The sequence below is a fragment of the Desulfobacter sp. UBA2225 genome, assembly GCF_002348205.1.
GTDB classification, from domain to species: domain Bacteria; phylum Desulfobacterota; class Desulfobacteria; order Desulfobacterales; family Desulfobacteraceae; genus Desulfobacter; species Desulfobacter postgatei.
The window spans coordinates 1-4,251 of sequence record NZ_DDYV01000172.1; the positions used below are offsets into that span (position 1 = coordinate 1).

Consider the following 4,251-nt stretch of genomic DNA (forward strand, 5'->3'; position numbering starts at 1 on the left):
TTCAAAAGTTACTCAGACTATGGATCCGCCGTTGGATGTTTTATGCGGCGGCGGATTTATAACCATTCTAAAAAACAGGAGGAGTCATCATGTCAATAGGCACAATTTTACTCATAATACTGGTACTGGCGCTATTGGGTGTAATCCCTGTCTGGCCGCATAGCCACTCATGGGGTTATGGCCCCAGCGGAGGACTCGGGCTTATCGTGCTGATCCTTTTGATTCTGGTCGTGCTGGGCAAAATTTAGCTCAAATCAAAGATTAAACAGGAGAAAAGACTATGAAATTTTTTCGTACCATGATTGCTTTACCGCTCATTACCGCTTTATTTCTATTCGGATGTGTTGCCCGGCAACCGGTCCAGCCCATTCCCGATTTTACCCCAACCATATTTAATTCAGACGATTATGTCTCTTCCGTGGATAATTTTCTCATTATTCTGGATGCATCCAGCTCCATGGATGATATGTATAACGGAAATAAAAAATTCACAGTTGCCCGTGAAATTGTAAAACGGTTGGGTCAGACCCTGCCGGAACTGGGTCAGAATGCCGGTCTCAGGTCTTTTGGACACAGCCAGCAAGTATCTGATAAGTTGACGGTTCTTTTTTACGGCATGGAAAAATACACCCAAAAGGGTTTGAATGAAAAATTAGATCTGATCACAGCCCCAGGTGGTACCAGCCCTATGCATGAAGCCTTAACCCAAGCCAGACGGGATTTTAATGGTTTTTCAGGTAAAACAGCGGTTATTATTATCAGTGATGGCCAACCGGTGATGAGTCTATCGTCTCCCATAACCCTGGCGGCAGCCCAGGCACTGAAAGATCAAAAGGGCATGGGCCTTTGTTTTTATCCCATCTTTGTCGGCGATGATGAAAAAGGGGCGATCCTGATGGATGATATTGCCCGGATCGGTAGCTGCGGCTTTGTCACCAAGGCGGATGAATTGCTGACAGGCAGCGGTATGGGGCAGTTTGTGAAGGATGTTTTTCTAACCGAAAAAGTCATGGTTCAGGCACCGGTTGTCACTCCAGTACCGGTTGTCACTCCAGTACCAGTAGTTGAAAAAGTCTGGGTGGTGAATGAAGCTTATTTTGATTTTGATAAAATTATTATCAAACCGGCAGGTTTTGATTATCTTGACAAGGTCGCCGATGTTCTGAAATCCCGTCCCGATCTTTTTGCTAAAATCCAGGGGCATACGGACAGCATCGGTACCAAAGCGTATAATGAAGTCTTATCACTGAGACGGGCTGAGGCTGTAAAGACCTATCTTATTAACAAGGGAATTGATGAAAATCGTCTGTCCTGCGAGGGATTCGGGTTCTCAAAACCGGTGGAATCCAACAAAACAGATAAGGGCAGGGCATTGAACCGACGCGTTGAAATTTATCCGAATAATATTTAAAAGTTCAGTGGTAAAAAAATCTCCCCTGGGTGGATTCCGTGACCCAAGGGAGAACCTTTTACTCGATGAAACATCCATTCTATAACCTTTGGAACGGGAATGGTGGTAGATGCCTTTGAGGATATAGGTCGGTAGCTTGAGAAAACAGCATGCCGGATGGCTCAAAAAGACCACGGCTGCCTACGGCCGGTGCCTGGCTTGATCAGGCTGCCGGCTGTTTTTGATCAGGTGCTGATAAAATTGTATGGTCTGGTGGGCAATACAGGTCCATGAAAAGTGGTTTTCAATTCTTTTGCGGGCCGCCGCACCCATCTGTGCGCCTTTTTCCGGTGCCCGAATCAGGGTGTTGATGGCAGCTGCCAGATCCGCAGCATAGATTTCCGGTTTTGCGGGCTCAGCATCTTCTTTTGCGTCAAAGGGAACCAGCAGTCCGGTTTCTTTATGAACCACCACCTCGGGAATCCCCCCGACAGCCGCAGCCACAACCGGCGTACTGCACGCCCCGGCCTCAAGGTTGATAATACCAAAAGGCTCATACACCGAGGGGCACACAAACACAGCAGCATGGCTGTAAAGGACCGGCAGATCCTGCAAGGGGATTGTTTCAGAAAGCCAGAGCAGGTCCCGCCCCATTGTCTGCCTGGCTGTTTCCACCCGGGTTTTCATTTCCCGGGCAATGTCGCCGGTATCAGGGGCACTGGCACACAGCACTGTCTGTACGCCCGGGTCCACCATGGAAATGGCCCGGATCAGATGCATGATCCCCTTCTGCCGGGTTATCCGGCCCACAAAAAGGATATAAGGCCTGTCCGGATCAATGCCGTAGGACCTGAGAATATCCGGCCGGGATATGGGACTGAAAAAACGGGTATCAACCCCGTTATAAATGACTTGAATCTTTTCAGGGTGAATATGGTACAGGTCCATCACGTTCTGTTTCATTGTCTCGGACACGGCAATAATACCGTCTGCATTTTCCATGGCGGTTTTTTCCAGCCAGCAGGTGGCATGGTAGCTGTCACCGAGCTGGTCTCTTTTCCAGGGGCGGTGGGGCTCGAGGGAATGGGTGGTGACAACCAGGGGGGCCTGGAGAATCTCCTTGAGCAGACACCCGGCCATATAGGTGTACCAGGTATGGCAATGGATCACGTCAGCCGCATCCGCAATGCCGGTCATGATGGCATTGCGCAGCAGGGTGTCCGCCAGTTTGGGCCGCTTCAGTTCTAATGCCTGAAAATTTCCCACGGGCACACCAGAGACCCGCAGATTTGTCCCGGCATCTTTCTGGCTACCGAAACACAGAACATCGAAAATATCTGTGTCCGGGGACAGGGCTGTCATTTCCCGGAGAAGATGTGCAACATGAACGCCGGCCCCGCCGTAAATATGGGGGGGATACTCATTGGTCAAAGTTAATACTTTCATCGGTTATTCCGTTATTTACCGCTTCTCTCCTGCGGGGTGGAAATATGTTCAGGGGCATCCTGTTCCAATTGCATTTTCTGCAGAAAAACCATACCCAGGGGCGGCAGGACCAGGTTCAGGGAAAAGGAACGTCCGTGGGACGGCACCGGCGAGGCCTCAATCTGTCCCAGGCTGCCCTGGTTGCTGCCCCCGTATTCTTTGGCATCACTGTTGAGGCATTCTTTCCAGACCCCATCCGCAAAAACCCCCAGCCGATAATTGGGCCGGGGTATTGGCGTGAAATTACATACAGCAATAATTTCATCTGCTGATGATCCCCCGAACCGCAAAAAGCTGAGGGTGGATTGCTGCACATCATGGCAGTCGATCCATTGGAATCCCTGGGGGGAAAAATCACCTGAGTGCATGGCCGGGGTGCGCCGGTAAAACTGGTTCAGATCTTCGATCCAGCGCTGAAGCCCCTTGTTGAGTGGATTTTCCAGCAAATGCCAGTCCAGGCTGCTGTCATGGTTCCATTCTCGGATCTGGCCGATTTCGCCCCCCATGAAAATAAGTTTTTTGGCCGGCTGGGCATACATATATCCAAAAAGCAGACGCAGATTGGCAAACTTCTGCCAGTCATCACCCGGCATTCTTCCCTGCAAAGACCCCTTGCCGTGGACAACTTCATCGTGGGACAAAGGGAGCACATAGTTTTCCTTAAAGGCATATATCATCCGAAACGTCAGTGTATCGTGACGAAAGCTGCGGTGGATGGGATCCATGGACATGTAGGCCAGGGTGTCGTGCATCCATCCCATGTCCCACTTCATATCAAATCCCAGCCCGCCCAGGTGCACTGGCCTGGAAACCATGGGCCAGTCCGTAGATTCCTCAGCTATGGTGATTGTCCCTGGAAAATTGGCATGGAGCACCTCGTTGAACCGCTTCAGAAAGTCAACGGCTTCCAGGTTTTCCCTGCCCCCGAATTTGTTGGGGATCCACTCACCCGGTTTGCGGGAATAGTCCAGATAAAGCATTGAGGCAACAGCATCCACCCTGACGCCGTCAATGTGATAGTTTTCCAGCCAGAATTGGGCACTGCTGATGAGATAGCAGATAACCTCATTGCGGCCATAGTTGAAAATCAGACTTTTCCAGTCAGGATGAAACCCCTTGCGCGGATCTTCGTGTTCAAACAGATGGGTGCCGTCAAAATATCCCAGCCCGTGTTCATCACTGGGAAAATGAGAGGGCACCCAGTCGAGAATCACACCGATGTTCTTCTGGTGCAGCTGTTCCACCAGATACATGAAATCCTGGGGCGTGCCGAAACGGCTGCTGGGGGCAAAATAGCCCAGACACTGATATCCCCAGCTACCGTAAAAGGGATGTTCCATGACCGGCAGAAACTCCACATGGGTAAACCCCATCTT

Annotated in this window: 4 protein-coding genes; 2 read left to right on the forward strand and 2 right to left on the reverse strand. The window is 50.4% G+C overall.

All coding sequences use genetic code 11. The annotated features are described in order from the left end of the window. Nucleotides 1-89 precede the first annotated feature (89 nt). Together B3D59_RS08765 and B3D59_RS08770 are read left to right on the forward strand one after the other, a co-directional pair. Nucleotides 90-248 carry a DUF3309 family protein gene (locus B3D59_RS08765; protein WP_286819060.1) on the forward strand — a complete coding sequence of 53 codons (159 nt, stop codon included), beginning with the start codon at nucleotides 90-92 and terminating at the stop codon, nucleotides 246-248. Nucleotides 249-280: 32 nt separating this feature from the next. Next, complete coding sequence (locus tag B3D59_RS08770; protein ID WP_286819062.1) at nucleotides 281-1,411, forward strand: OmpA family protein; 1,131 nt, start codon at nucleotides 281-283, stop codon at nucleotides 1,409-1,411. Between the two features lie 180 nt (nucleotides 1,412-1,591). On the opposite strand, the gene glgA is transcribed toward B3D59_RS08770, so the two are convergent. Both glgA and glgB read right to left on the reverse strand, forming a co-directional pair. Continuing rightward, nucleotides 1,592-2,836 carry a glycogen synthase gene (gene glgA / locus B3D59_RS08775; protein WP_286819064.1) on the reverse strand — a complete coding sequence of 415 codons (1,245 nt, stop codon included), beginning with the start codon at nucleotides 2,834-2,836 and terminating at the stop codon, nucleotides 1,592-1,594. Nucleotides 2,837-2,847: 11 nt separating this feature from the next. Continuing rightward, a partial coding sequence (gene glgB, locus B3D59_RS08780) for a 1,4-alpha-glucan branching protein GlgB (protein ID WP_286819068.1) occupies nucleotides 2,848-4,251 on the reverse strand: 1,404 nt, incomplete at its 5' end.

Bases quoted from the DNA above. Each gene is read 5' to 3' on its own strand.
- B3D59_RS08765 (WP_286819060.1), top strand. From the start codon at position 90: ATGTCAATAGGCACAATTTTACTCATAATACTGGTACTGGCGCTATTG.
- B3D59_RS08770 (WP_286819062.1), top strand. From the start codon at position 281: ATGAAATTTTTTCGTACCATGATTGCTTTACCGCTCATTACCGCTTTA.
- glgA (WP_286819064.1), bottom strand. From the start codon at position 2,836: ATGAAAGTATTAACTTTGACCAATGAGTATCCCCCCCATATTTACGGC.